21 protein-coding genes and 4 pseudogenes are annotated in these 24136 nt (G+C 48.1%); 17 read left to right on the forward strand and 8 right to left on the reverse strand.

From position 1 onward, the window contains the following. Positions 1–60: 60 nt before the first annotated feature. Positions 61–249: pseudogene (locus AC1MKH_RS12685) on the forward strand (IS3 family transposase); the annotation flags it as partial. Between the two features lie 261 nt (positions 250–510). Here AC1MKH_RS12685 and AC1MKH_RS12690 read toward each other — a convergent pair. Then, entirely contained in the window at positions 511–807 is a 297-nt protein-coding gene (locus AC1MKH_RS12690) for a helix-turn-helix domain-containing protein (RefSeq protein WP_001542733.1), read from the reverse strand. Between the two features lie 370 nt (positions 808–1177). On the opposite strand from AC1MKH_RS12690, the gene AC1MKH_RS12695 reads away from it, so the two are divergent. From AC1MKH_RS12695 to AC1MKH_RS12720, 6 genes are all read left to right on the forward strand, one after another. After that, positions 1178–1875, forward strand: a protein-coding gene (locus tag AC1MKH_RS12695) for an IS1-like element IS1A family transposase (protein WP_103215986.1) whose coding sequence is annotated in 2 segments (ribosomal slippage) — positions 1178–1427 and positions 1427–1875 — 699 coding nt in all. Because the reading frame shifts where the segments join, the coding sequence is not laid out codon by codon here. Positions 1876–2214: 339 nt separating this feature from the next. Beyond that, entirely contained in the window at positions 2215–2823 is a 609-nt protein-coding gene (gene mrkA / locus AC1MKH_RS12700) for a type 3 fimbria major subunit MrkA (protein WP_000756958.1), read from the forward strand. Positions 2824–3016: 193 nt separating this feature from the next. Further along, entirely contained in the window at positions 3017–3718 is a 702-nt protein-coding gene (locus AC1MKH_RS12705) for a fimbrial biogenesis chaperone (RefSeq protein ID WP_000820820.1), read from the forward strand. Positions 3719–3729: 11 nt separating this feature from the next. Next, positions 3730–6216: a fimbria/pilus outer membrane usher protein gene (locus AC1MKH_RS12710; protein WP_000813719.1), complete on the forward strand. Its 2487-nt coding sequence runs from the start codon at positions 3730–3732 to the stop codon at positions 6214–6216. Further along, positions 6207–7181 carry a fimbrial protein gene (locus tag AC1MKH_RS12715; RefSeq protein WP_000055502.1) on the forward strand — a complete coding sequence of 325 codons (975 nt, stop codon included), beginning with the start codon at positions 6207–6209 and terminating at the stop codon, positions 7179–7181. The genes AC1MKH_RS12710 and AC1MKH_RS12715 overlap by 10 nt, the downstream gene beginning before the upstream one ends. Before the next feature lie 14 nt (positions 7182–7195). Beyond that, the gene (locus tag AC1MKH_RS12720; RefSeq protein WP_001283944.1) at positions 7196–7846 is read left to right on the forward strand and encodes a fimbrial protein; all 651 of its coding nucleotides are present in this window, start codon (positions 7196–7198) and stop codon (positions 7844–7846) included. 61 nt (positions 7847–7907) lie between these two features. Here the strand turns inward: AC1MKH_RS12720 and mrkJ are convergent, their stop codons facing one another. From mrkJ to AC1MKH_RS12750, 6 genes and pseudogenes are all read right to left on the reverse strand, one after another. Then, complete coding sequence (gene mrkJ / locus AC1MKH_RS12725; protein ID WP_000994520.1) at positions 7908–8624, reverse strand: cyclic-di-GMP phosphodiesterase MrkJ; 717 nt, start codon at positions 8622–8624, stop codon at positions 7908–7910. A gap of 141 nt (positions 8625–8765) precedes the next feature. Further along, the gene (locus tag AC1MKH_RS12730) at positions 8766–9350 is read right to left on the reverse strand and encodes a helix-turn-helix domain-containing protein (RefSeq protein WP_000799244.1); all 585 of its coding nucleotides are present in this window, start codon (positions 9348–9350) and stop codon (positions 8766–8768) included. A 117-nt stretch (positions 9351–9467) separates the two neighbouring features. After that, positions 9468–10178, reverse strand: coding sequence for a PilZ domain-containing protein (locus tag AC1MKH_RS12735; RefSeq protein ID WP_001289134.1), 711 nt, complete (start codon positions 10176–10178; stop codon positions 9468–9470). 317 nt (positions 10179–10495) lie between these two features. Next, positions 10496–11464, reverse strand: coding sequence for an IS5-like element IS903B family transposase (locus tag AC1MKH_RS12740; RefSeq protein ID WP_000654812.1), 969 nt, complete (start codon positions 11462–11464; stop codon positions 10496–10498). A 297-nt stretch (positions 11465–11761) separates the two neighbouring features. Further along, a complete protein-coding gene (locus tag AC1MKH_RS12745; RefSeq protein WP_000043177.1) occupies positions 11762–12238 on the reverse strand; it encodes a Dps family protein in 477 nt (158 codons plus the stop codon). Between the two features lie 123 nt (positions 12239–12361). Continuing rightward, positions 12362–13309: pseudogene (locus tag AC1MKH_RS12750) on the reverse strand (transposase); the annotation flags it as partial. A gap of 65 nt (positions 13310–13374) precedes the next feature. On the opposite strand from AC1MKH_RS12750, the gene AC1MKH_RS12755 reads away from it, so the two are divergent. Continuing rightward, entirely contained in the window at positions 13375–14079 is a 705-nt protein-coding gene (locus tag AC1MKH_RS12755) for an IS6-like element IS26 family transposase (RefSeq protein ID WP_001067855.1), read from the forward strand. Between the two features lie 326 nt (positions 14080–14405). After that, a complete protein-coding gene (locus tag AC1MKH_RS12760; RefSeq protein WP_001752509.1) occupies positions 14406–14906 on the forward strand; it encodes a non-heme ferritin-like protein in 501 nt (166 codons plus the stop codon). A 316-nt stretch (positions 14907–15222) separates the two neighbouring features. Here the strand turns inward: AC1MKH_RS12760 and AC1MKH_RS12765 are convergent, their stop codons facing one another. Continuing rightward, positions 15223–16203 (reverse strand): IS5-like element ISKpn26 family transposase, encoded by a 981-nt coding sequence (locus AC1MKH_RS12765; RefSeq protein ID WP_115186704.1) that lies wholly within the window; start codon positions 16201–16203, stop codon positions 15223–15225. A 53-nt stretch (positions 16204–16256) separates the two neighbouring features. On the opposite strand from AC1MKH_RS12765, the gene AC1MKH_RS12770 reads away from it, so the two are divergent. The 8 genes and pseudogenes from AC1MKH_RS12770 to AC1MKH_RS12805 all read left to right on the forward strand — a co-directional run bounded on the left by AC1MKH_RS12770 (position 16257) and on the right by AC1MKH_RS12805 (position 24094). Further along, positions 16257–16571 (forward strand): succinylglutamate desuccinylase/aspartoacylase family protein, encoded by a 315-nt coding sequence (locus AC1MKH_RS12770; RefSeq protein ID WP_044351355.1) that lies wholly within the window; start codon positions 16257–16259, stop codon positions 16569–16571. Beyond that, on the forward strand, positions 16568–17509 hold the full coding sequence (locus AC1MKH_RS12775) for a threonine ammonia-lyase (RefSeq protein ID WP_044351353.1): 942 nt from the start codon (positions 16568–16570) through the stop codon (positions 17507–17509). The genes AC1MKH_RS12770 and AC1MKH_RS12775 overlap by 4 nt, the downstream gene beginning before the upstream one ends. 422 nt (positions 17510–17931) lie before the next feature. Beyond that, complete coding sequence (locus AC1MKH_RS12780; protein WP_024223630.1) at positions 17932–19098, forward strand: iron-containing alcohol dehydrogenase; 1167 nt, start codon at positions 17932–17934, stop codon at positions 19096–19098. Between the two features lie 552 nt (positions 19099–19650). Further along, positions 19651–20718 (forward strand): annotated as a pseudogene (locus AC1MKH_RS12785) (type I restriction-modification system subunit M); the annotation flags it as partial. 28 nt (positions 20719–20746) lie between these two features. Beyond that, positions 20747–21715 carry an IS5-like element IS903B family transposase gene (locus tag AC1MKH_RS12790; RefSeq protein WP_000654812.1) on the forward strand — a complete coding sequence of 323 codons (969 nt, stop codon included), beginning with the start codon at positions 20747–20749 and terminating at the stop codon, positions 21713–21715. Between the two features lie 57 nt (positions 21716–21772). Further along, positions 21773–22240 (forward strand): annotated as a pseudogene (locus AC1MKH_RS12795) (N-6 DNA methylase); the annotation flags it as partial. Continuing rightward, positions 22230–23414 (forward strand): restriction endonuclease subunit S, encoded by a 1185-nt coding sequence (locus AC1MKH_RS12800; RefSeq protein WP_000248952.1) that lies wholly within the window; start codon positions 22230–22232, stop codon positions 23412–23414. The pseudogene AC1MKH_RS12795 and the gene AC1MKH_RS12800, both read left to right, overlap by 11 nt. Further along, the gene (locus AC1MKH_RS12805) at positions 23411–24094 is read left to right on the forward strand and encodes a YecA/YgfB family protein (protein WP_000779017.1); all 684 of its coding nucleotides are present in this window, start codon (positions 23411–23413) and stop codon (positions 24092–24094) included. Before AC1MKH_RS12800 ends, AC1MKH_RS12805 begins: the two co-directional genes overlap by 4 nt. Positions 24095–24136: the final 42 nt, after the last annotated feature.

The following is a 24136-nucleotide window of genomic DNA, read 5'->3' on the forward strand; positions in this document are numbered from 1 at the left end:
CACGTTAGGATTTAAATTTTAAACCACGCCACCCATAACCGCGCTATCATGCCATTTTGCGGCAACTGCTGGGATAATGCGGTGGCCGAATCGTTCTTCAGTTCGCTGAAAAAAGAACGGTTCAGGAAACACATATATATAACATGTGATATGGCCCGGGAGTATATCTTCGATTACATTGAAATGTTCTACAACTGGGCCCGACGCCACAGTCATCTCGGCGGCGTCAGTCCTGAGGCCTTCGAATAGGCCTCGTCGTGAAGACACAATTTATCTACGGGCGTGGGGGTAGCCCAATGGACCGAGAATTCTGAATACTGACGTGGCGGATAACAGCCATGTGGCGTTCCTTCGAAATTCACGAAAGTTGCATTTACATCGAAGTTACAGGAATTATGACACACACTTTCTGATTTAAATGTGATGCAATAGGTATCAAGGTTTGATTGAAGAAACATTTAGATGAGGTCCTAAAGCTTCTTCACCCATCGTTTTGCATACGCGCAACTATCACCAATCTTCACTCCTTGCCGGTAAATCAAACTCTTTTTCTACAAATTTTGAAGTTCTTGCATCCGTTAAAATAGGCGCAGAATTAAGGGACATCTCCACTCCTAAAATATTTAACACTTTGTAGAGTCGCTGAAAACTTGCCTTTGAAGGATTTGCCTCAAGACGAGCGTAAGTCTGCTGAGTCACACCCAATCTGGCAGATAATTCTCTTTGAGTTAATCCTTTCGATTTACGAAAACCAATTAAAAGCGGGCGTAACTGACTGAGAAGTTTAACTGGAAATGCAGTATCCATAAGTAGGTGACCATGTTGATTAGTTTAAAATATGTTCAATAATTGTAAAAAAACAGCCTGTAGGGAGTTTTTTTACTTTACAGCTTATAAGGTGTAATGATGAACTCGTTGTTTAATGAGTAGCAGTGCAGATTGAAAGGTTGCATATGGGGTCGGCTGGGATTATATTTATTACGGACTAGCATATAGTGGTACGTGCTGTTAATGATCATTTTTATGATGATTTATCAGTGCATGAGATGGAGAGGGCAAGGCTTTGCCCTCTCTTCTTCATGGTTCCATTTAGCTTCAAATAGTTATAAACACTCATTGCTTGGTGATGCTGCCAACTTACTGATTTAGTGTATGATGGTGTTTTTGAGGTGCTCCAGTGGCTTCTGTTTCTATCAGCTGTCCCTCCTGTTCAGCTACTGACGGGGTGGTGCGTAACGGCAAAAGCACTGCCGGACATCAGCGCTATCTCTGCTCTCACTGCCGTAAAACATGGCAACTGCAGTTCACTTACACCGCTTCTCAACCCGGTACGCACCAGAAAATCATTGATATGGCCATGAATGGCGTTGGATGCCGGGCAACCGCCCGCATTATGGGCGTTGGCCTCAACACGATTTTACGTCACTTAAAAAACTCAGGCCGCAGTCGGTAACCTCGCGCATACAGCCGGGCAGTGACGTCATCGTCTGCGCGGAAATGGACGAACAGTGGGGATACGTCGGGGCTAAATCGCGCCAGCGCTGGCTGTTTTACGCGTATGACAGGCTCCGGAAGACGGTTGTTGCGCACGTATTCGGTGAACGCACTATGGCGACGCTGGGGCGTCTTATGAGCCTGCTGTCACCCTTTGACGTGGTGATATGGATGACGGATGGCTGGCCGCTGTATGAATCCCGCCTGAAGGGAAAGCTGCACGTAATCAGCAAGCGATATACGCAGCGAATTGAGCGGCATAACCTGAATCTGAGGCAGCACCTGGCACGGCTGGGACGGAAGTCGCTGTCGTTCTCAAAATCGGTGGAGCTGCATGACAAAGTCATCGGGCATTATCTGAACATAAAACACTATCAATAAGTTGGAGTCATTACCTATGTTATGTTTGACAAAAGTCAACATGTCTTTGATGGAATTGCTGATTGTTTTTTGTTTATTAATAGGCGCTAATCCATAAAACAGTCTCAATCAAGTTGTAAAAGAATGTATATTTAATTTCGAAATAGCATTCTTTGACGCCGACAGCCTCGACGAATTATTTCATTGAATTCGTTCCTGACGCCTTAAATATTGCGGCCTCCGGTCAGTCGAAGTTTCTATTAACAGTTGCACAAGTGAGCATCGCAAATCGCTTCTGACTTTTGTGCGTATTAACTGTTTGCTCATTGATACTTAATTCACTCTGACAAGGAAATGGCAATGAAAAAGGTTCTTCTCTCTGCTGCAATGGCAACTGCGTTTTTTGGTATGGCTGCGGCAAATGCTGCTGATACCAATGTAGGCGGCGGTCAGGTTAATTTCTTCGGTAAAGTTACCGACGTATCTTGTACTGTTTCCGTAAACGGCCAGGGCAGCGATGCGAACGTTTATCTGTCACCAGTGACTTTAACGGAAGTTAAAGCTGCCGCGGCGGATACCTATCTGAAACCGAAATCTTTCACCATCGATGTTTCTGACTGCCAGGCGGCTGATGGCACCAAACAGGATGATGTGAGCAAACTGGGTGTGAACTGGACCGGCGGTAACCTGCTGTCGGGCGCAACCGCTAAACAGCAGGGCTACCTGGCTAACACCGAAGCCGCCGGCGCGCAGAATATCCAGCTGGTTCTCTCCACCGATAACGCCACCGCGCTGACCAACAAAATCATCCCGGGCGACAGCACCCAGCCTAAAGCGGCCGGTGATGCCTCTGCCGTTCAGGATGGCGCGCGCTTCACTTACTACGTCGGCTATGCGACCAGCACCCCGACCACGGTTACCACCGGTGTGGTTAACAGCTACGCGACTTACGAAATTACTTATCAGTAATATCGACTGAGAGATAAAGCCGTCTCGCGCCGGGGCGGTCTATACCCGTCATACTTCGAATGGCACAGGCGTTGGCGACGTTTGCTCACCCCAGTCACTCTCTGGCCGCCTTTCTGCAATTCGAATTATTCAGGGTATACAACAATAATAAAGCGGCCACTGCTGCCGCTTATTTTTTTATTCTGAGGTCAGCATGAAGCGTATTGCCCTTTTTTTCTGTTTCATTTTTAGTTTTGCGGCCCATGCCAATAATATTATTGTTAACGGTACCCGCTTTATTTATCCAGGAAATGAAAAAGAAATAACGGTGCAGCTCTCTAACACCGCCGACCGTCCGGCGCTGGCGCAAGCCTGGCTGGATAACGGTAATGCCGACGCGACGCCGGATACCATTACGACCCCCTTTATTATCACGCCGCCTATTTCCCGCGTTGATGCGAAAAGCGGTCAAACCCTGCGTATTAAGCTCGGCAGTAATGCAGGGCTGGCTAAAGATAAAGAGACGCTGTGGTGGCTGAACCTTCTGGAAATACCGCCGGTTGAGGCCAGCCAGAAAAACGAAGGGCAAAATATTCTGCAGCTGGCGATTCGTTCGCGCTTTAAGTTTATTTATCGCCCTGCCGGGCTAGGCAATCGCGACGCTGCGGCAGAAAAACTGGCGCTCTCCGCTAACGGCAGCAGCCTGTCCGTCAGTAACCCAACGCCCTTTTATATCACCGTAAGCCGTATCTCCCGTAACGGCGGCAAAGCGCTCAACAGCAAAACGGTCATGTTTGCCCCGCAGTCCAGCCAGACCATCGCCCTCTCTTCAGCGGTGAGCAAAGGCGAGACCCTGACCGTTAACAACATTAATGATTATGGTGCAGATGTCGCAGTGAAAGTTACCGTCAAATAAGGGAAACGATCATGAAGCAGAGGTCAATCTGCCCGGGAAGATTAAGCACGGCTATTGCGGTTGCGCTGTGCTGCTTTCCGCCATTTTCCAGCGGACAGGAAAACCCGGGAACGATCTATCAATTTAACGATGGTTTTATCGTCGGCAGTCGCGAAAAGGTCGACCTGTCGCGCTTCTCGACCAGCGCTATCAGCGAGGGCGTCTACTCCCTTGATGTCTATACCAACGGCGAATGGAAAGGGCGCTACGACCTGAAAATCACCGCCGGTAAAGACGGCAAAATGGGCGTCTGCTATACCAAAGCGATGCTGATGCAGTATGGGATTTCGCCGGATAAATTAAATCCGCAGCTCAGCGAAAAAGAGGGCTTCTGCGGACGCCTGCAGGAGTGGCGTCACGAAGATAACGTCAAAGACACGCTGATTCAGTCCTCCCTGAGACTGGATATTGCCGTACCGCAAATCTACGAAGATCAGCGCCTGAAAAACTTTGTCAGCCCGCAATTCTGGGATAAAGGCGTTGCGGCGCTGAATTTAGGCTGGATGGCCAACGCCTGGAACAGCCATATCTCCTCGGCCAACGGTTCCGATAACAGCAGCGCGTATCTTGGCGTTAACGCGGGCCTGTCGTGGGACGGCTGGCTGCTCAAGCATATCGGTAATCTGAACTGGCAGCAGCAGCAGGGGAAAGCGCACTGGAACAGCAACCAGACCTATCTGCAGCGGCCGATTCCGCAGATTAACTCGATAGTCAGCGGCGGGCAGATTTTTACCAACGGCGAGTTCTTTGACACCATCGGCCTGCGCGGGGTTAACCTGGCGACCGATGACAATATGTTTCCCGACGGCATGCGCTCCTACGCCCCTGAAATTCGCGGCGTGGCGCAAAGCAACGCCCTGGTGACGGTGCGCCAGGGCAGCAATATTATCTATCAGACCACGGTGCCGCCGGGGCCGTTTACCCTGCAGGATGTCTATCCTTCCGGCTACGGTAGCGACCTTGAAGTGTCGGTTAAAGAGGGCGATGGTTCGGTCGAGGTATTCAGCGTACCTTACGCCTCGGTAGCGCAGCTGCTGCGTCCGGGGATGACCCGCTACGCGCTCTCCGCCGGTAAAGTCGACGATAGTTCGCTGCGTAATAAACCGATGCTCTACCAGGGAACCTGGCAGCATGGTTTAAATAACCTGTTTACCGGCTATACCGGCGTCACCGGATTTGATGACTATCAGGCGTTCCTGCTGGGGACCGGGATGAACACCGGCATCGGCGCGCTCTCCTTCGACGTGACTCACTCGCGGCTGAAGAGCGATACCCTTGACGAGCACGGTCAAAGCTATCGCGCCACCTTTAACCGCATGTTTACCGAAACCCAGACCAGCATCGTGCTGGCGGCGTATCGCTACTCCACCAATGGCTACTACAACCTGAACGACGCCCTCTACGCCGTCGATCAGGAGAAGAACTACAACAGCAACTACACCGTGTGGCGCCAGAAAAACGGGATGACCTTTACCGTCAACCAGAACCTGCCGGACGGCTGGGGCGGTTTTTATCTGAGCGGTCGGGTGGCGGATTACTGGAACCGTTCGGGGACGGAAAAGCAGTATCAGTTTAGTTACAACAACATGTACGGTCGGCTCTCGTGGTCGGTCAGCGCCCAGCGCGTCTATACCCCGGATAGTTCCGGCCACCGCCGCGACGATCGCGTGTCTCTCAACTTTAGCTACCCGCTGTGGTTCGGTGAAAACCGCACCGCTAACCTGACATCGAATACCGCGTTTAACAATTCGCGTTTCGCCAGCTCGCAGATTGGCGTCAACGGTTCGCTGGATAGCGAAAACAACCTTAACTACGGCGTGTCGACGACCACCGCCACTGGCGGCCAGCACGATGTGGCGCTGAACGGCAGTTACCGTACCCCGTGGACGACGCTGAACGGCAGCTATAGCCAGGGCGAAGGCTATCGCCAGAGCGGCGTGGGCGCCAGCGGGACGCTAATCGCGCATCAGCACGGCGTCGTATTCTCGCCGGAAACCGGCACTACTATGGCGCTGATCGAAGCGAAAGATGCCGCGGGCGCGATGTTGCCCGGTTCGCCGGGTACCCGCATCGACAGCAACGGCTACGCCATTCTGCCGTATCTGCGGCCTTACCGGATAAATTCCGTTGAAATTGACCCGAAAGGCAGCAATGACGATGTCGCCTTCGGCAGTACCGTGGCGCAGGTGGTGCCGTGGGAAGGGAGCGTGGTCAAGGTCTCCTTCGATACCACGCTGCAGAACAACATCACTCTGCGGGCGCGCCAGGCTAATGGCCTGCCGTTACCGTTTGCCGCCACGATATTCGGTCCGTCCGGGAAAGAGATCGGCGTGGTGGGGCAGGGCAGCATGATGTTTATCAGCGACGCCAGCGCGCCGAAGGCCACGGTTAAGTGGAGCGGCGGACAGTGCTCGGTGGAATTAAGTCAGGAAAAAACAAAGGAAACGCTATGTCGCTAATGAAAAAACTGACGCTTTTTATTGGCTTAATGGCGCTGGGGACAACGTCAGCATGGGCATCATGTTGGCAATCTAATAGTGCCTATGAAATTAATATGGCTATGGGGCGCGTGGTTGTTAGCCCGGACTTACCAGTAGGGAGTGTCATTGCAACTAAAACATGGACAATGCCGGATAATAATACGATTTATGTTACATGTGATAGAATTACTACTCTGAAATCAGATGCGAAAATTGTTGCTGCTGGTTTGGTTCAGGGGGCCAATAAAGTCTATTCAACTGCAATTCCTGGAATTGGTTTACGTTTCTCACGTAAAGGGGAGATCAGTATGATCTACCCTGATAGTTATACCACGACAGGTTCCTCCTTTAGACTCGCAGGTTCAACATTCACATTAGATATAATTAAGACCAGTACCACAACAGGGAGTGGAACCTTAGCCAGTGGGCCGTATACAGAGTACGGACCAGGATTTACAATCCTTAAAACCAGCCTTAATGCTGATGCCATTACAATTGTTTCACCTTCTTGTACCATTTTAGGTGGCAAAAATATGAATGTCGATATAGGCACGATTAAACGAGCTGATTTAAAAGGGGTGGGGACCTGGGCTGGCGGTACACCATTTGATATTAAACTGGAGTGTAGTGGGGGAGTCAGTGTCAGTGGTTATGCAAATATTAACACCTCATTTTCTGGAACATTAGCTACAAATACATCAGCGAATCAAGGTGTTCTACTAAACGAAAAGACCGGAAATTCTGCTGCTAAGGGCGTTGGTGTGCAGGTTATAAAGGACAACACTCCTCTGGAATTCAACAAAAAATATAATATTGGTACATTACAAAACCAGGAAACTCGTTATATCACCCTGCCTCTCCATGCGCGCTTCTATCAATATGCGCCGACTACCAGTACCGGTGAAGTGGAGTCGCACCTGGTCTTTAACCTGACGTACGATTAATGCGGGAGGCGGGTATGAGTGATTCAGCAAAGTATAAAAATAGCACACGACTCATTCAGTTGGCCCTGATAAGCGGGACGCTTATTGCCTCCTCGGCGTGGGGATTCGAGACGAATTACGATCGTGGGCGGGTTGATTTTGCCGGACGGGTGACAGACATCTCCTGTAGCGTGGCGCTTAACGGCGGCAATAATGCAGGGAGTGGAAGCGTCTGGCTGGCGCCGGTCAGCCTGGCAGAAGTACACGATCGCGGGGCGGGGGCATTTATGAAACCACAGCCTTTCACGCTGGAACTCTCAAACTGCCAGCTTCGTCATGATGGCGGCGCGGCGGATAAAGATGAAGTTCGGATGGTGAATGTGCGCTGGATTGATGGGTTTATGGTTAATTCCGTCAGCAATGAAAACGCTGGTTATCTGGCGAATACGCGCGCGGATGGGGCCAGCCATATTTTCCTGGCGCTGTCGACTAACGACAATAATACTCTGGACAAGAGCAATAAAATTGTCCCGGCTGACCCGCAGCAAAACCGGGTGCCTCTGGTCGAAAAGGCGGTGGATGGCGGGATATTTACTTATTACATTGGCTACGTTACGCCAGCGCCGGAAAAAGCGACCAGCGGTCCGTTGACCAGCTGGGCGACCTGGGAGTTAGTTTATAATTGAGTGATTGATTGACTTTATTGCGCGAATGTTAATATTGATGCCGGAATGCTCCGGCATTTTTTTAAACCTTGATATCTTCTTTGACCAGTTGTTCAATACTGACTTCCTTCCAGTAGTGTCCCTGAATAGCAAACCACTCCATGCCCTGTAACCATTTCTTGTGCGCTTCGCTTTCTACGCCTTCAATAATCACATTATGGTGGTTACGGGAAAGAAAGGTGATCAGCGCATCCATCAATGGTCGGCCAGAATCTTTTTGCATTAAATGCCAGAAGAAGTCTTTATCGATTTTGACATAATCAAAATGGTAGCCTCGAATCGCGCTAATACCCGCATTGCCTGAGCCAAAATCATCGAGCCAGAGCGTCGTACTTCGCGGATCGCTCCAGGTTGCAAGAGCATTGTTCAATAATTTATTCGAGTTTTCTGTTACCTCAAAGTGAACGCAGCCAATGTGGCCAACGAGGTTTTTAATCTCTGGTCTTAGCAATATGTTGAGTATATGGTCATCAACATTGATTGTTGCAGAGATGCCGTTTTTATTAAACCACTGTTTATGTTTTTCAATAAGCGCCAGTTGCTCCATGAATATGCTCTCGCGCAATCCCGTATTGGCATAGCGGAAGAAGTTTTCTGGAGAGATAGACAGGCTATCGAAACGACTCAGGCACTCTACGGCGACGAGCGTACCTTTTGGGGAAAACATCTTTTGAAAGACATAACGAACGGATATATCGCTACGTGATAAATTATGATTGGAAAACAGAGTCGCGTTCATTATCTCTCGTCAAAAATCAGGTCGGAGGTAAAGAGAAGATAACTTTATTATAGGTCAGGTTTATGTCTATGGGAATGATTATTAAAGGCAGATTACCAATGAATTATCGGTTTTTGATTAGTCGCCCACATATTTTTGGCTTTAGCACCGATACATATTGACTATCCTTTTATTCATTATCCGTGAGTTATTCATCCCCAGTTTCTTCATAATATGTACCTTATGACTGTGTACCGTTTTGTGATCAATATCGAGGAGTAATGCGATTCTTTTATTGTTGTTACAGGCAATGATTAGCTCCAGAACCTGAAGCTCCCTAGCGGTTAGCTTACGCCGGGTACATAACCGCTGGCAGCCATCGGCGGTCAAAGGTCTGTTGATGATGGCTGAGAAATCTGATAAAGAAGATTTTTCATTCAAAATCAATATATTATCAATATAAAGCAGCTCCCGGAACAGTCTGGAGAGGTCACTTTTTACAATTAAAACCAGCAAAGCGCAGTGCGTAAGACGCTTGCGCAGGGTATTAAGCAATGCGACCGTTGTGGCTGCAGAGATATCCTTATGGATAGTGTTGACAATAATGGTAGTGGTTGATGGCGCGCTGGTCCCCTTAACAATATCCTGGAAGTTAAGAGTGGTGATGTTTTTTTTGTTATCAATCATATAATCATGGATTGAGTGCCCGATGATATTGTCGTCAGTATAAAGTAATGTGTTTTTCAATGTGTTAAATTTTCCTGTTGACTATCGTTATCAAAAAATGTCTTGTGTGCTATTGAATTAATAGTGTTTTAGATTAAAGTGGTTGTGTTTTATTGAAATTATATTTCATCAAATGAATTAAACTAGGCTTCGCCTGTTTATTATTTTTCTATCAATTATCAATTTGACAATTATTTTTTCTATCTTCTCTTTTTTTTCTTCACTTTCGTAATAAAACATGCAAGATACTCTGAAGCTTGTTGCATCACATTGTTTGCGATTATTTTCCTCGGATATATGTTTTATCTTTAAATTAACAAGGATTTGTCCGTACTCCCCAAGATTTAACACTGAATTTTCAAGTTTATTTCCATTTCTAATAAAACTATGCAAAGGTTCCAGGGATATAAACGAGCAACCACCTTCAGATATATCATTCAAGTGATATTTATAAATAGTGCCACTTCTGTATCTTCCAGAGCAATAAAACTGGCTTTCGTACCCAACGTTAATTCTTGGTGATGTCCTTCGTTGTAGTATTGATAATGATTCAGGGATAATGAAGCATAGAAGATTGTTTGAATTGCTTTTGTCAGTGATTCGATTGTTGGTTGTGAATTCTATTTTTCCTAATGGGCTGTGGATGATAAAATAAAAAATGCTCTCTTTAGGAAGGCCTGGATGAGAGGTAGATGGTTTTATATAGAAAAAATTTCCTTCTATTTTTTTTAGGGTTGACTGGTGTTTTATATCATTACAATAGAAGTACAATTTAGATTGAATCCTGAGTTCATCTCTCAGAATTGCAATGATTTCATATCTGGAATTTTTAGAAACTCCTTCAGACATATTGACTCCCTAATCCAAAAATAGACAGAATTTTAATTTATTATCCCATGTTTGAATCGTATTTTTCTTAAAAAAAATGCCATTACAGCCTATTGTTTGATGTAAAAAAATAGGCTAATCCTATTGATCGATAGTTGACACTGTCGAATTTTCTTTATAGGTATTTGGAATGAATAATCTTTTAATATAAACATCCCTGGTCTACCAATAGTGATGATAGCGGACAGTGATGTAGTCCCTTAAACAGACAGTAGTTGTATCGGCTTTGTTGAATAAATCAGATTTCGGGTAAGTCTCCCCCGTAGCGGGTTGTGTTTTCAGGCAATACGCACGCTTTCAGGCATACCTGCTTTCGTCATTTTGTTCAGCGCTCGTACCAGGGCCATAGCCTCTGCAACCTGACCATCGTAGTCACGCAGCGTCAGTGAACCCCCGAACAGCTGTTTTACCCGGTACATCGCCGTTTCCGCTATCGAGCGACGGTTGTAATCTGTTGTCCATTTCCACCGCGCATTACTCCCGGTCATTCGCTGATTAGCCACTGCACGGTTACGGTCTGCATATTCACCGGGCCAGTAACCCGCACCTTTTCGGGGAGGGATAAGCGCGCTGATTTTCTTACGCCGCAGTTCATCGTGACATAGCCGGGTATCGTAAGCGCCATCGGCGGCGGCTGACCTGATTTTCCGGTGGGTTTGCCGGATTAACCCGGGGAAGGCCTCTGAGTCCGTAACGTTGTTCAGCGACAGGTCAGCGCAGATGATTTCATGTGTTTTACTGTCAACGGCGAGATGCAGCTTACGCCAGATACGGCGGCGTTCCTGGCCATGCTTTTTGACTTTCCACTCGCCTTCACCGAAGACCTTCAGCCCGGTGGAATCAATTACCAGGTGTGCGATTTCACCCCGGGTGGGCGTTTTGAAACTGACATTAACCGACTTTGCCCGCCTGCTGACACAGCTGTAATCCGGGCAGCGTAGCGGAACGTTCATCAGAGAAAAAATGGAATCAATAAAGCCCTGCGCAGCGCGCAGGGTCAGCCTGAATACGCGTTTAATGACCAGCACAGTCGTGATGGCAAGGTCAGAATAGCGCTGAGGTCTGCCTCGTGAAGAAGGTGTTGCTGACTCATACCAGGCCTGAATAGCTTCATCATCCAGCCAGAAAGTTATGGAGCCACGGTTGATGAGGGCTTTATTGTAGGTGGGCCAGTTGGTGATTTTGAACTTTTGCTTTGCCACGGAACGGTCTGCGTTGTCGGGAAGATACGTGATCTGATCCTTCAACTCAGCAAAAGTTCGATTTATTCAACAAAGCCTCATTAACCCTGTTCAGGCTGTGAAATGCCAGACCGGAACCTGCGATACCTTAACGGGAAAACAACAGTGGTCCGGATATACCAGCCGATGATGCCCGTCACGGACTGTATTTCTCGTTCACGCATTCACTGATTAACCCACTGATTCAATGGTGTTTAATACTGTGACGGTCAGAAAAAACAGCCACAGGAACACGGATGATTCTGCACTGTCAGTAATAGCCTGTGGCTGACAAACCGTTTTTTCTGCTGCCACGTGGTGACATTATTCAAGCAGGCTACGCAACATCCAGGCAGTTTTCTCATGTAACTGGATACGTTGTGTAAGCAGATCTGCTGTGGCTTCATCATTCGCATTATTAACGAGCGGGAACAGGGAGCGTGCAGTTTTAACCACGGTCTCCTGGCCCTGGACAAGATTTTCAATCATGTTTTTTGCTGCCGGAATATCCTTATCTTCATTAACCGCTGTTAAACGTGAAAATTCATGATATGTGCCGGGCGCGAAGCATCCGAGCGAGCGTATACGTTCAGCGATATCATCAACGGCAGTGGCCAGCTCATTGTATTGATTTTCAAACATTAAATGTAAGCTGTTAAACATGGGGCCAGTTACATTCCAGTGATAGTAATGTGTTTTTATATACAGGGTATAGGTGTCAGCAAGAAGCCGGGACAGGCCGTCTGCAATCTCCACCCGGGATGATTCAGCAATACCAATATCAATGATTTGTTTACTCATAACTACCTCTTACACGGTTTCAGTGGAATATACGATATGCGATTATTCTTTCCGGTCTGAGCAAAACACGCCTCAAATTTTTATAATAACGGGGTTTGAGGGCCAATGGAACGAAAACGTACGCTAAGAAGTTAATTCATTGTTTAAATTGAAATTTAGTTCTCTCAGTTCCCCCTTCAAAATATCCTCCGGTAGCGTAAACGTATAATGCCCCAGCATATTGATATGCCCGTGCATCAGTGGGGACAACCGGGCGATATCTTCAACCCCGATTTCTTCTCCATTACTGCGTATCCAGCTCAGGGCTTCCTGCATATAAAGTGTGTTCCACAGTACCACTGCGTTAGTGACCAGGCCCAGTGCCCCCAGCTGATCTTCCTGACCTTCACGATAGCGCTTTCTGATCTCACCGCGCTGCCCGTAGCAGATCGCCCTCGCTACAGCATGGCGGCCTTCCCCCCGGTTTAGCTGCGTCAGGATCCGCCGACGATAATCCTCATCATCAATATAATTAAGAAGGTACAGCGTCTTGTTGACGCGCCCCACTTCCATGATCGCCTGTGCCAGCCCTGATGGGCGCGAGCTTTTCAGCAAAGAGCGAATGAGTTCTGAAGCATGAATGGTGCCCAGTTTCAGCGAACCGGCGGTTCGCATCATCTCATCCCACTGATCCTCGGCTTTCGACAGATCGGCACAACCACGTGCCAGTTCGTCCAGTGCACCGTAATTTGCCGATTTATCCACTCGCCAGAATACCGCTTCACCGGCATCGGCAAGCCGGGGGGAAAACTGGTATCCCAGCAGCCAGAAGAGGCCAAAAATAATATCGCTGGTACCGGCTGTGTCTGTCATGATCCCAACCGGATTCAGCCCTGTCTGCTGCTCCAGAAGGCCTTCCAGCACAAAAATGGAATCTCGTAATGTGCCGGGGACAACGATGCCGTGGAATCCAGAGTACTGATCAGAGACGAAGTTGTACCAGGTGATGCCACGTCCGGAACCAAAATATTTTCTGTTAGGTCCTGAATTGACGGTTTTCACCGGCGTGACAAAGCGCATGCCATCAGCTGAAGGGCACTGTTGCAAATAGTCGGTGGTGATAAACTTATCATCCCCTTTTGCTGATGGAGCTGCACATGAACCCATTCAAAGGCCGGCATTTTCAGCGTGACATCATTCTGTGGGCCGTACGCTGGTACTGCAAATACGGCATCAGTTACCGTGAGCTGCAGGAGATGCTGGCTGAACGCGGAGTGAATGTCGATCACTCCACGATTTACCGCTGGGTTCAGCGTTATGCGCCTGAAATGGAAAAACGGCTGCGCTGGTACTGGCGTAACCCTTCCGATCTTTGCCCGTGGCACATGGATGAAACCTACGTGAAGGTCAATGGCCGCTGGGCGTATCTGTACCGGGCCGTCGACAGCCGGGGCCGCACTGTCGATTTTTATCTCTCCTCCCGTCGTAACAGCAAAGCTGCATACCGGTTTCTGGGTAAAATCCTCAACAACGTGAAGAAGTGGCAGATCCCGCGATTCATCAACACGGATAAAGCGCCCGCCTATGGTCGCGCGCTTGCTCTGCTCAAACGCGAAGGCCGGTGCCCGTCTGACGTTGAACACCGACAGATTAAGTACCGGAACAACGTGATTGAATGCGATCATGGCAAACTGAAACGGATAATCGGCGCCACGCTGGGATTTAAATCCATGAAGACGGCTTACGCCACCATCAAAGGTATTGAGGTGATGCGTGCACTACGCAAAGGCCAGGCCTCAGCATTTTATTATGGTGATCCCCTGGGCGAAATGCGCCTGGTAAGCAGAGTTTTTGAAATGTAAGGCCTTTGAATAAGACAAAACGCTGCCTCATCGCTAACTTTGCAACAGTGCCCCTAATCGTGTTCAGCAGAATAGCCGGAGGAAGTTTCCTACTGTCGATAAGAAAGGATTGGCACAGGGAGTGTGAATATCGAAACACCATCACAGAATAATGCCAGATAGAAATGCGATAGTAGGGTTGGATATTTAAATAAGGAGCATCCCGACTTAAAATGAATATGACTGCGTAACCAGGCGCAATAAAAAAAGCGAAAGAATCGCTTTTATTCTGGTTGTTTTTTCGAAGAGTGACCGTTTTCTGAGATGACAAGAAATAAGGAAGTCCTATGATCGCTAGCGGAATAGTTCAAAAACTGAATGCGCAAATGAATCAGGAGTTTTATACCTCAAATTTGTATCTTCAGCTCAGCCAGAGGTGCAGCGAGAATAGCCTTAATGGCACCGCACTATTTTTGCGTCATCAGGCGCAAAATACGGTGACGCAAATGATGCGCATGTACGAATACATCAAACAGAGCGGCGCCACGCCGGTGTTACAGGAGCAACACGCCCGGTGCGGTGAATTTTCCACGCTGGAAGATCTGTTTGAGCAGACGGTAAGCGATTACCAGAAGCGCATTAATGCGCTGACCTCTTTGACGGAAGACGCCCAGGCAGCAAACGATAAGTCAGCGATTAACTTCCTGAAGCGATACAGAAAAGAGGAAATCGTGGACGGGACGCTGTTGCAAATCATTCTGGATGAAGTCCGCAGCGCTAAAAAAGCGGGCATCAACATGCAGCAAACCGACCACTATCTGGTTGGCGTGATCGATCGCTATCACTAAATCAATTTCGCAGTACGAGGAGGTTTTACGCCTCCTCAGAAAATCTGTTTTACATCAGAAACAGAGGTTTATGCCAGTGAACATTTGATACCCAACACGTCATAGTGATTTTTTAACTTAGCGTTTTTATATCGTGCCAAAAATGTCTCTGCTTGTGTCTTTATATTAAGGAAGGTGCGAATAAGCAGGTCATTTCTTCCCAAGCTGACTCGCTGATTAAAATTTCGCGGATCTGGGCCGATTTTTTTCCCGCAAACACATCGAATCAGCCTATTTAGGCTATTTTTTCCACCATTTCTGGCGTTATTTCCGGTTTTTACTGAGATCTCTCCCACTGACGTATCATTTGGTCCACCCGAAACAGGTTGGCCAGGGTGAATAACATCGCCAGTTGGTTATCGTTTTTCAGCAGCCCCTTGTATCTGGCTTTCACGAAGCCGAACTGCCGCTTGATGATGCGAAACGGGTGCTCCACCCTGGCACGGATGCTGGCTTTCATGTATTCGATGTTGATGGCCGTTTTGTTCTTGCGTGGATGCTGTTTCAAGGTTTTTACCCTGCCGGGACGCTCGGCGATCAGCCAGTCCACATCCACCTCGGCCAGCTCCTCGCGCTGTGGCGCTCCTTGGTAGCCGGCATCGGCTGAGACAAATTGCTCCTCTCCATGAAGCAGATTACCCAGCTGATTGAGGTCATGCTCGTTGGCCGCGGTGGTGACCAGGCTGTGGGTCAGGCCACTCTTGGCATCGAAACCAATGTGGGCCTTCATGCCAAAGTGCCACTGATTGCCTTTCTTGGTCTGATGCATCTCCGGATCGCGTTGCTGCTCTTTGTTCTTGGTAGAGCTGGGTGCCTCAATGATGGTGGCATCCACCAAAGTGCCTTGGGTCATCATGACGCCTGCTTCGGCCAGCCAGCGATTGATGGTCTTGAACAATTGACGGGCCAGTTGATGCTGCTCGAGCAGGTGGCGGAAATTCATGATGGTGGTGCGATCCGGCAGGGCGCTATCCAGGGATAATCGGGCAAACAGGCGCATGGAGGCGATTTCGTACAGGGCATCTTCCATGGCACCGTCGCTCAGGTTGTACCAATGCTGCATGCAGTGAATACGCAGCATGGTCTCCAGCGGATAGGGCCGTCGGCCATTGCCCGCCTTGGGATAAAACGGCTCGATGACAGCGGTCATATTCTGCCATGGCAGAATCTGCTCCATGCGGGAGAGGAAAATCTCTTTTCGGGTCTGACGGCGCTTAGTGCTGAATTCACTATCGGCGAAGGTGAGTTGATGGCTCATGATGTCCCTCTGGGATGCGCTCCGGATGAATATGATGATCTCATATCAGGAACTTGTTCGCACCTTCCTTAATCAATACCGCGTCACAGCCTGCCGATCCTTCATTACAGGTCTTCATTCCTGCCGGTGGCAATCTTCTTTCGCCCGGCGATGGATGGTTTGAACCCGTGGTGGAAATCGGTGATGAAGTACAAGCAGGTGATCTGGCTGGATGGCTTCACCGCCTCTCAGAACCAGAAGCCATACCGCAGGCTATACATTTTAAGGTCAAGGGACGGGTCTATTCTCAGCGCACTTTTGGTGCTACGTCTCAGGGCAACAGTCTTGCGGTTTTGGTACAAAACCTGTCGAATAAGGAACGCTCATGAATCAGGATATCACCCTGTCGGACTATCAGGCTTCTCTGGATCGAGTACGACCGTGGGTGCGCAAAACGCCGCTTGTTGAAACGGCACCCTGGCAGCCCGTGCCGGGAATTGAGCTCAGACTGAAAGCTGAATGTTGTCAGGTAACCGGCTCGTTTAAAGCCCGAGGTGCATTTAACCGTGTCCTCAATCTCCCACTCTCAGTTCGTCAGCAGGGGTTAGCCACTGCGTCAGGGGGAAATTTCGGTGCGGCAGTCGCTTACGTAGGGCAGCAACTCAGCATACCCGCAGATGTCTTTGTGATGAATACCAGCACGGATCTGACGCGAAAGCGTATTGAAAGTTACGGAGCAAAACTGACTGTTGAAGGCGACTTCTGGGATCAAAGCTGGGATGCTGCCGGCGTTCGAGTAAAGGAAACGGGGGGCGCATTACTTCACCCCTATGCTGACAGAGATGTCGTCATTGGTCAGGGAACCATCGTGCTGGAAATTCTGGAGCAATGGCCAGAGGTTGACACACTGGTCGTTTCAATCGGCGGTGGCGGACTTATCGCTGGGGTGGCACAGGCAGCCAAGCTGCTTAAACCTGACATTCGTATCATTGGTGTTGAAGCAGCGGGATGCCCGATGATGTGGACCAGCCGTCAGCAGCAAAAAATCGTAAAACTGGAGAATGTAAAAACGATTGTTCCCATCCTTGCGGCACGTTCAACAGAAGCGATTAATTTTGCATTGACGGAGCAGTATGTAGACGAGATTGTCCTCGTCCCTGAAGACCAGGTAGAAGCGTCAGCACGGGAAGTATGGGCGTCGACAGGGCTGGCAATTGAATTGGGCGCGGCTACGGCTGTTGCGGCCGTAACAAGAAGATGCTTCGTCACAAACCCCGATGAGAAAATCGCTGTTGTTTTGTGTGGGAGTGGGACTAACGGTATGTGATCCGGGTCGTTAACGGATAAGACAGTTTTCTCATCTGTAGCGTAACAGGCGGTGTTGTAGGCAGGATGCCATACCGCCTTGGCGATGCGCATATGCAGTAACGGCCTCTCCATTTCAATACGTTGTAGCTTTTTATTTAACTCACGTACTCCACTCACCAAAAGCAACGTGATTGCGAATGCAACGCAGCCTAGTTGTGAATGCAATGTCACTTATTGTTAAAAAAGATCATTCTTTTTGTGTGGTTGATCACGGTTCTTTATGAGGTATCCCTTACACTGCCAGCAGATGTTCAGCCTGCGCTTTTGCTATTTTCGCCATGGCATCATTCTATTTTGCTGTGATGAAGCTGTTTCCATGACCAGGATTCAGGAGCCTAAATGGACATTCTTATAGCCATTATGACGAAATAGGGGAAAACGATGTCAACATATTATTTTTTGCCCACACGGAATGTCTTTGGTGAGGGAAGTGTGCAAGAAGCCGGTGTTCTTGCGAAAACATTAAATGTCAAAAAAATACTGATTGTGACGGATGCATTTCTCGCCAAAAGTGGTATGGCAGATAAAGTGGCGGCGATTTATCAGCAGGTAGGCATTGGGGTACATATATTTGGCGGCGCAGAACCTAACCCAACCGATAGAAATGTGGAAGAGGGGATTAAATCCTATCGTGAGAATGAGTGTAATGCCATTGTGTCTCTCGGCGGTGGTTCTTCTCATGACTGTGCGAAAGGGATTGGTTTGATCGCTGCCAACGGAGGGAGTATCCGTGATTTTGAAGGTATTGATAAATCAATCAACAACATGATCCCACTGATGGCCATTAATACCACCGCAGGCACCGCGTCTGAAATTACGCGCTTCTGTATTATTACCGATACCGAACGCAAGGTGAAAATGGCGATTGTTGATTGGCGCGTGACGCCACAAATCTCCATTAATGACCCCGAGTTGATGGTGGGTATGCCGCCGTCGCTTACTGCGGCGACAGGTATGGATGCATTAACCCATGCGATAGAAGCCTATGTTTCCACCATGGCGAATCCGTTGACAGATGCGGCGGCATTAAAAGCCATTAAAATGATCACGCAATATTTGCCGAAAGCAGTTGCTAACGGTGAATATATGAAGGCCAGAGATAATATGGCCTATGCGCAATATCTGGCCGGTATTGCCTTCAATAATGCGTCGTTAGGTTATGTGCACGCGATGGCGCACCAATTAGGCGGCTTTTATAATTTACCGCATGGCGTATGTAATGCCATTCTGCTGCCGTATGTAGAATCATTTAATTTAATTGGCAACTTAAATCGGTTCAGGGATATCGCTGAAGCAATGGGGGAAAATGTCGCGGGTCTATCGACAGATGAAGCGGCGCTCAAAGCGATTAGCGCTATCCAGCGTTTGGGTAAACAAGTCGGGATCCCGAAAGATCTCAAGAGCCTGGGCGTTAAACCGGAAGACTTTGCTGTGATGGCTGAAAATGCGAAGAAAGATGTGTGCCAACTGACGAATCCACGAAAAGCGACGAAAGAGCAGGTTATCGAACTCTATCGTCAGGCGTATGAAGGTGAGGCGATTGTGTAATCTGCCGCCATAACGTCGATTAGTGTGAGATGATGGTTGCAACAGGGGCATTTTGCCCCTGAGGTTGCTGACAAGGTGCAGCGCGCGGCGATAATGGATGGCTCTTATGTTGTGTAAGAGTTCAGTTCATAAACCATATGGTACATATTTCATTGCTTTGAAAGATATTTTTAATAGAAAGATGAAATCACTTCAAGAGTACTTCATGAACTAACAGGAAATGCACCTCTTATGAGTATTTCCTGACAGCTTAATCTTGGACCATTCCCAATGTAATAAAAGGTTGTAAAATGCGTTTTAGCGTCACTGGGGTAGGGTGTATTGATATCACGGGGAGCAGGTCAATCCAGTACCAAGCCGCGCGTTAGTGTTTGTTTCATCAACCAGTCCACCACATTACGGGAAAAAAGAGTCCTATTCCCCTCAGGAAAAATCCACTTCGAACGATGCGGCTTTGACGTGCCTGAAGACGCACCTTAAGGTATTATCTGCACCAAATTTTCTACGATGAATACAACACATCGTATGGTTTTCTTCATACCAGGATGATTCATGAACGACAAAATCAGTCAGGACACGATCAACAAAGCCCTGTGGGCCGCGTGCGATACGTTCCGTGGTACCATCAGTGCTGATACTTACAAAGACTTTATCCTTACCATGCTGTTCCTCAAGTACATTTCGGATGTCTGGCAGGATCACTATGACGAATACAAAGAACAGTATGGCGATGCGCCGGAGCTGATTGAAGCGATGATGGCTAACGAGCGTTTTGTGCTGCCGAAAAGTGCCAGCTTTTATACTCTTTACGAGCGTCGCTATGAGCCGGGAAACGGCGAGCGTATTGATCAGGCACTACACGCTATTGAAGAAGCCAACGGCACCAAACTGAAAGATGCCGGGAAAAGCGTCTTTCAGGATATTTCGTTTAACACTGACCGCTTGGGTGAAGAAAAACAGAAGAACACCATCCTGCGTCAGCTGCTGGAAGACTTTGCCGGTGAAGATCTTAACCTGAAGCCAAGCCGTGTAGGTACGCTGGACGTTATCGGTAATGCCTACGAATATCTGATTAAAAACTTTGCCGCCAGCGGTGGGCAGAAAGCCGGGGAATTTTATACCCCGCCGGAAGTCTCGGACCTGATTGCTGAACTACTTGATCCACAACCGGGTGATACCATCTGCGATCCGGCCTGTGGTTCTGGTTCGTTGTTAATGAAGTGCGGGCGTAAGATTGTATCCGGGCATGACAGCCGTAACTATGCTTTGTTCGGTCAGGAAGCGATTGGCTCCACGTGGTCGCTGGCGAAAATGAACATGTTCCTGCATGGCGAGGACAACCATAAAATCGAGTGGGGCGATACCATTCGTAACCCGAAGCTGCTCGATAAAAATGGCGATCTGATGCTGTTTGATATCGTGACCGCTAACCCGCCGTTTAGTCTGGATAAGTGGGGCCATGATGAGGCCGAGAACGATAAGTTTGGTCGCTTCCGTCGTGGTGTACCGCCGAAGACCAAAGGCGATTACGCCTTTATCTCACATATGATAGAAACCCTGAAACCGGGAACGGGTCGTATGGGGGTGGTCGTGCCACACGGTGTGCTGTTCCGTGGGGCTTTGTTGAATAAATCGAACTTTTGCTGAGTTGAAGGATCAGATCACGTATCTTCCCGACAACGCAGACCGTTCCGTGGCAAAGCAAAAGTTCAAAATCACCAACTGGCCCACCTACAATAAAGCCCTCATCAACCGTGGCTCCATAACTTTCTGGCTGGATGATGAAGCTATTCAGGCCTGGTATGAGTCAGCAACACCTTCTTCACGAGGCAGACCTCAGCGCTATTCTGACCTTGCCATCACGACTGTGCTGGTCATTAAACGCGTATTCAGGCTGACCCTGCGCGCTGCGCAGGGCTTTATTGATTCCATTTTTTCTCTGATGAACGTTCCGCTACGCTGCCCGGATTACAGCTGTGTCAGCAGGCGGGCAAAGTCGGTTAATGTCAGTTTCAAAACGCCCACCCGGGGTGAAATCGCACACCTGGTAATTGATTCCACCGGGCTGAAGGTCTTCGGTGAAGGCGAGTGGAAAGTCAAAAAGCATGGCCAGGAACGCCGCCGTATCTGGCGTAAGCTGCATCTCGCCGTTGACAGTAAAACACATGAAATCATCTGCGCTGACCTGTCGCTGAACAACGTTACGGACTCAGAGGCCTTCCCCGGGTTAATCCGGCAAACCCACCGGAAAATCAGGTCAGCCGCCGCCGATGGCGCTTACGATACCCGGCTATGTCACGATGAACTGCGGCGTAAGAAAATCAGCGCGCTTATCCCTCCCCGAAAAGGTGCGGGTTACTGGCCCGGTGAATATGCAGACCGTAACCGTGCAGTGGCTAATCAGCGAATGACCGGGAGTAATGCGCGGTGGAAATGGACAACAGATTACAACCGTCGCTCGATAGCGGAAACGGCGATGTACCGGGTAAAACAGCTGTTCGGGGGTTCACTGACGCTGCGTGACTACGATGGTCAGGTTGCAGAGGCTATGGCCCTGGTACGAGCGCTGAACAAAATGACGAAAGCAGGTATGCCTGAAAGCGTGCGTATTGCCTGAAAACACAACCCGCTACGGGGGAGACTTACCCGAAATCTGATTTATTCAACAAAGCCGTTCCGTGGCTCCAGCGAAGGTAAGATTCGCCAGAAACTGATTGATGAAAATCTGCTGGATGCGGTGATTGGTTTGCCTGAAAAACTGTTCTACGGTACGGGGATTCCGGCCGCGATTCTGATTTTTAAGAAGCAGAAAGTGGATGACAAGGTGCTGTTTATCGATGCCAGCCGTGAATATAAGGCGGGCAAAAACCAGAACCAGCTCAGCGCAGAAAATATCCAGAAGATCGTTAACACCTATCGTGAAGGCGATAACGTCGAGAAATATGCCTATCTCGCCAGCCTGAAGGAGATTCAGGATAACGATTACAACCTCAATATTCCGCGCTATGTCGATACTTTTGAAGAAGAAGACGAGATTGATTTGCTGGCCGTGCGTTCTGAGCGTGAGCAATTGAAGGTGGAACTGGCGAAACTGGAAACGGAGATGGCGGGTTATCTGAAGGAGTTGGGTTATGGTGCCTAAGGGGTGGATGCTTCTCCAAGTGTCAGATATCTGTAAGTTACAAAATGGTAATAGTTTTAAGCCACATGAGTGGGATACAAAAGGTCTTCCTATCATTCGAATTCAAAATCTAAATGGAAGCGGTAATTATAACTATTTTTCAGGTGTTCCTCAGGATAAATGGTTAGTTGAACCAGGGCAGTTACTATTTTCTTGGGCAGGTACAAAAGGTGTATCCTTCGGTCCTTTCATTTGGAATGGGCCAAAAGGTGTTTTGAATCAGCATATCTACAAGGTATTTGCAAATGAAAATGTTCATGAACACTGGCTGTATTTAGCTTTATTGCATATAACTCAAAAAATTGAAGCGCAGGCTCATGGTTTCAAATCAACATTATTACATGTTCAAAAAAAAGACATTGATAATCAATTTGTGCTTACCCCGCCTGTTGCTGAACAAAAGAAAATATCCCAAATCCTGTCAACCTGGAATAAGGCGATTTCGGTGACGGAAAAGCTTCTCGCCAACAGCCAGCAGCAGAAAAAAGCCCTGATTCAGCAATTGCTTACCGGGAAGAAACGGTTGCTGGATGAGAATGGGGTGAGGTTTAGTGGGGAGTGGTGTACGTGCACTTTGTCTGAAGTAGCACATATTATTATGGGATCATCACCTAAATCCGAAGCCTACAACGATAATGGCTTAGGTTTGCCATTAATACAGGGTAATGCCGATATAAAGTGCCGAGTTTCATGTCCCAGAGTTTATACGTCTGACATTACGAAAGAATGTACTCCTGGAGATATTCTTCTAAGTGTCAGGGCACCTGTAGGTACTGTTGCACTTTCTCAACATAAAGCATGTATAGGGCGTGGTATATCGGCTATAAAATCCAAGAGAAAAATGAGTCAATCATTTCTTTATCAATGGTTTCTTTGGTTTGAACCAAAATGGTGTTACCTATCACAAGGTAGCACATTTGAATCAATTAATAGTGATGATATAAAGACATTAAAATTATCAGTGCCCAATTTTGAAGAACAACAAAAAATTGCCGCCGTTCTGTCCGCTGCCGACACCGAAATCTCCACACTTGAGAAAAAACTCGCCTGCCTGAAAAACGAGAAGAAAGCCTTGATGCAGCAACTGCTGACCGGGAAACGTCGGGTGAAAGTGGATGAGGCGGTTGCCGTATGAAACTGACGAAAAGCGGTCCACTGACTGACCGGGAAATCGACTGGCTGGAAGAAATATTAATGAAGTATGGAATGGATGATTCTGTACTCTGTTTCTCTGAGCTGGATGGATTGCTGACGGCGATTTTATCAGGTCCAAATATGGTTTCACCCAATATCTGGCTGAGTGCTATTTGGGGAAGAGGCGATTATCATCCGAAATGGTCATCTGAGAGAGAGATGGAGCGTTTTGTCAGTCTGTGTTTTCAGCATATGAACGATATCGCTGGTTGCCTTTATGACGCCCCTGAACTGTTTGAGCCGATTTTCAATGAGCGTGAGGTAAAGGGGGAAAAATATACCATTGTGGAAGAGTGGTGTTTTGGTTATATGAAAGGAAAGTCACTGGATGACTGGTCTGGTCTTCCCGGTGAGTTACGGCCTTCTCTGGAAGTGATCGCTCTTCATGGCGTGGAGAAGAATTTTCCTGTACTTGAGAAAATGACCGGAGAGCAGTTTGAGAAAAGTATTTCCCTTATTCAGCCTGCTGCACTGGCACTTTATCAGTACTGGTTGTCAGTGAGAATGTCAGAGGCATCATCCCGGCCTGTTCCAGTGAAGAGGGCAGAAAACATGCCCGGGCGAAATGACCCGTGTCCGTGTGGCAGCGGTAAAAAATTTAAGAAGTGCTGTCTGCATTGATGAATCTTCATGTGACCAGTAGCGAGTAGCGCCAGAAAGAAA

This window comes from Pseudocitrobacter sp. CD920760, assembly GCF_057782505.1.